The organism is Mycobacterium persicum, from assembly GCF_002086915.1.
GTDB lineage: Bacteria > Actinomycetota > Actinomycetes > Mycobacteriales > Mycobacteriaceae > Mycobacterium > Mycobacterium persicum.
The window spans coordinates 1-3,541 of record NZ_MWQA01000030.1; the positions used below are offsets into that span (position 1 = coordinate 1).

At 61.3% G+C, this 3,541-nt stretch carries 3 protein-coding genes and 2 pseudogenes; 4 read left to right on the plus strand and 1 reads right to left on the minus strand.

The window, feature by feature from the left end; genetic code table 11:
* From B4U45_RS28720 to B4U45_RS28730, 3 genes are all read left to right on the plus strand, one after another.
* A partial coding sequence (locus B4U45_RS28720) for an integrase core domain-containing protein (RefSeq protein ID WP_219859595.1) occupies nt 1–377 on the plus strand: 377 nt, incomplete at its 5' end.
* Nucleotides 378–444: 67 nt separating this feature from the next.
* Complete coding sequence (locus B4U45_RS30655; protein ID WP_082275201.1) at nt 445–645, plus strand: GH-E family nuclease; 201 nt, start codon at nt 445–447, stop codon at nt 643–645.
* The gene (locus tag B4U45_RS28730) at nt 642–1,127 is read left to right on the plus strand and encodes an ankyrin repeat domain-containing protein (RefSeq protein ID WP_075545324.1); all 486 of its coding nucleotides are present in this window, start codon (nt 642–644) and stop codon (nt 1,125–1,127) included. Before B4U45_RS30655 ends, B4U45_RS28730 begins: the two co-directional genes overlap by 4 nt.
* A 335-nt stretch (nt 1,128–1,462) precedes the next feature.
* On the opposite strand, the pseudogene tnpC reads toward B4U45_RS28730, so the two are convergent.
* Nucleotides 1,463–2,401, minus strand: a pseudogene (gene tnpC, locus B4U45_RS28735) (IS66 family transposase); the annotation flags it as partial.
* Nucleotides 2,402–3,231: 830 nt separating this feature from the next.
* Here tnpC and B4U45_RS28740 point away from each other — a divergent pair.
* A pseudogene (locus B4U45_RS28740) lies at nt 3,232–3,470 on the plus strand (ISAzo13-like element transposase-related protein); the annotation flags it as partial.
* Between the last annotated feature and the right edge of the window lie 71 nt (nt 3,471–3,541).

Below are 3,541 nucleotides of genomic sequence, written 5' to 3' on the forward strand. Positions count from 1 at the left end.
GTGTGACAAGGAGCTTGTCGCGCCCGCACGTGTCGAATGACAATCCCTACTCTGAGTCGGGGTTCAAGACGATGAAATACTGCCCGGTGTTCCCGGAGCGGTTCGCGTCGTTCGATCAAGCAGAAGTGTTCTGCGACAAGTTCTTTCATTACTACAACCATGAGCATCGGCATTCCGGGATCGGATTGCATACCGCGGCGTCGATCCATGACGGCACCGCCATCGAGATCCGGGCCCGGCGCGCCGAAACCCTCGCCGCCGCCTACGCGGCGAACCCCGACCGGTTCCGCCGCAAACCCGCCCCACCCAAGCTGCCCGAAGCAGCCTGGATCAACGAACCACCGAAGGAGAACACCGACACAGAACACGCAGCCTGACACGTCTCAAATGGTTTGACAGGTTCCAAAGAGCGCGGACGGCAAATACTACCTCGGCGCCGACGGCATCCGTTATCCCGTCGATCCCACCTACCATCTCGGCCACGTCAGCGGTCAGGAGTGGTGGCGCATCCGAGACATGGCCATCCGGGAGCACTGGACCCGACAGCAGCTCATCGAGTACTGCAACCGCCCCGGGCTTTATCAGGTCGAAGACGCGCCAGGAAACCTCAGCCACGCATCCGAACTACCGAGGGAGGCAGGATGAATGTGAACGATCGCGACCGTGCGGGCCGGACCCCGCTGCATTATGCGGTGATTGACGCGCCAGTGGGTCTGGACCACACAGCAGCGCTAACCGATCCAGAGCTGAAGGCCGAAAACCATCTCAAGATAGTGGAATTCATCCTGACCAACGCGCACCGCTTACTAGATGCTGGCGCCGACGTCAACGCCATCGACGACGAAGGCTCCACTCCACTGCACTTTGCGACCAAAGGAGAAAGCGAGGAAGCTGTTCGCTTGCTGCTGGATGCCGGCGCTGACGTCAACGCCAAGAACACGAAGGGGGAGACGCCGCTGTACAACGCCGTCCGCAACACCACACCCGCTGCCCTCCACATCATGCGACTGCTCCGCGAGCGCGGTGCTGATCCCACGATCGAAACAGCAAATGGATCGACTGCGCTGCGGTTCGTGAGCCGCTACGGGAAGCCTGAGGAGAAAGAAGTCTTTGCCGATTTGCTCTAAAGGGATCTGCACCATTCGCGTTGCGCGCGACCAACTTCGCGTCCCAATTCTCCCAGTACGACCGCACCGACGGGTACCCTTGGTACCCCCAACCCCTATCGCGACCTGCGGTTATATGGCTAACCCTAAAAAGCCACCGAGCGGTCGCCTGCAATCTATCTACCTGCGAAAATAAAAAAAGGGGGCTTCAAACGGTTACGCATACCCCCCCCTTATTTCGGCGGTACCGCCACCAATTCTGTTTGCGCCACGGCATTAATTCGTGCAGGGGTATATATATATGGAAATGCCAAGCCCAGTAACTTTTTGGCCTGGCCCTGTAGCTATTCAGCTGGTCAGCCGGGGGTGAGGGCTGGTGGTAGCCAGGCGCCGATGGTGAAGAGCTGTTGGAGGGCGTCGAGCTTGTCGATGCCCCATTTGTGTGCGGTGTCGAGGTAGGACTGCACGATGGCGAAGTCAGTGAGTCCTTGGACGGTTCGCCAGCAGCCTCCGGAGGTGCGTTGTTGGATTTTGACGGGTCGTAGAGTGCGTTCGGCTTCGTTGTTGGTGAACGGCACGGTCAGGTCGGCGACAAAGCGCAAGATCATGTCTTGGTAGCGGCGGAACCGTTTGATTAGCCTGCGTGCGTTGTCGGCCAGTTCGCCGGTGCGGTCTTGGTTTTCGTCGCGGCCGAGGGCGATCGCGCCGAGGTAGTGGTTGTTGATTTGTGCCAGCGTCGCAGGTGTTAGTGCGTCGGCGCTGGTGTCGCGGGCGGCTATGGCGGCGTGGTGGGCGTCGGTGAGCACCTGGGCCATGGCCAGCGCCCATGTTTGGTGGTCGGGGTCGGCGTCAGAGATTGAACGCAAGTCGCGCAGTAGATGGGCGGCGCACCAGGCGTGCAGGGCGGGTAGGTGGGTATAGCCGGCGTAGCCATCGCGGACCAGCACCCCGTTGAACTCGGAGAGCACCCCGCCATCATCGATAGTGGCCGCCGAGCGATCCCCGATGTGCATCAGCGTGAGGTATTCGGTGCACGCGACGTGCACGTAAGTCAGGGCTCCGTTGGCGCGGCCTGGGGTTTCATCAGCGTGTAGCACCGGCGCGCTGGCCAGCAGCTTTTGCATGTGGCCCTGGAATTTTCGCTCCAGCCGGCGGGCGGCGCGGCCGCGGATTGCGGCCAGGAACCCCGTTGAGACCTCGATCGCGGTCAACGCGGCCAAAACATCACGGCAACGGCCCACCGGCAGGTAATGCGCGCAGGTCAACAGTGCGGCTAAAGCCAAAGTGTTGGGGCCCATACGCACCGGCGACCCGGGTGCGGTGGAGAGGCGGCGGTGGAGCCCTTCGAGTAGGGCGGTGACTACGAGAACCTGTGTCTGCAAAGGTGCCTTGACCGGGCGTGCGGCCGCAGACGCAAGCCCGTCCAGAGTGTCGTTAAATGGAATCCATTTCGCGAACCGCTCGACGGTGAGTTCCTCGCGCAGCAACAGACTGTCACCGTCGAACTCCTTCGGGGGTGTGTTGGCGCCGGGTCCGTGGACCGTAAGCCAAGGATCGCGAACATCGATCCGAACCTGGGTGTCTCGGGCGGCGAAATCCTGGTCGAGTGATAGTTCGGCTAGTGATAGGCAGCCCGTTACCACCCTCTTCTCAAGCCGACGCAGTGTGGCCGGGGTCGCAGATGAATACCGCAGCCAAATGCCGTCGTCAGACGCATCAACACTCAGCGTGGACCCGTCGTCATCAACAACACTGGACTGCCCCGCCTTAAGGTGCGCTAGCCAGTGGGGATGGCCGAAGCGGAACCGGATACTGCTAAATGTCTGGTCCACACCGCTTATATGGCGGTCGCCCGATACCGCCGACTGCGCCTTGTAGCGAGGGGTTCCAGTTACATAGCCGTCTCCACCGTGGTTTTGTGCGTTTAGGCGGCGCGCAGTAATTATTTAGGTTTTTCTGTTTGGTTTGTCCACACTTGTGGTATGACGCTGCCTGCTGTGGACTCCGATCCGGTCGCTGCCCGTTTGTCGTTGATCCGCCCGCATTTGGACGAGCGGGCGTGGCGGTTGTTGCTGGCCGCCGAGCTGATCGCCAGGGGGCATCGGGTGTCCGCAGCATCCGGATCGGGACCCGGCTGCGGTTGTGGAAAACCGAACTTGCCGCCTTGGCCACCGAGGCCGGACTGGACATCACGGTCTGCCACCTGCCGCCGGGCACCTCCAAATGGAACAAGATCGAACACCGGCTGTTCTCCGCGATCAGCCGCAACTGGCGCGGACGACCCTTGGAATCCCATGAGGTTGTCATCGAACCCTCAGGGCAACAACCACATCCACCGGACTGACCGTGAACGCGGTCCTCGACACCACCACCTTGACGGTGCAGTTGGGTGGCTTCGAGGGCGGCGATTTGCTTGTCGGTGATCTTGATGCCGC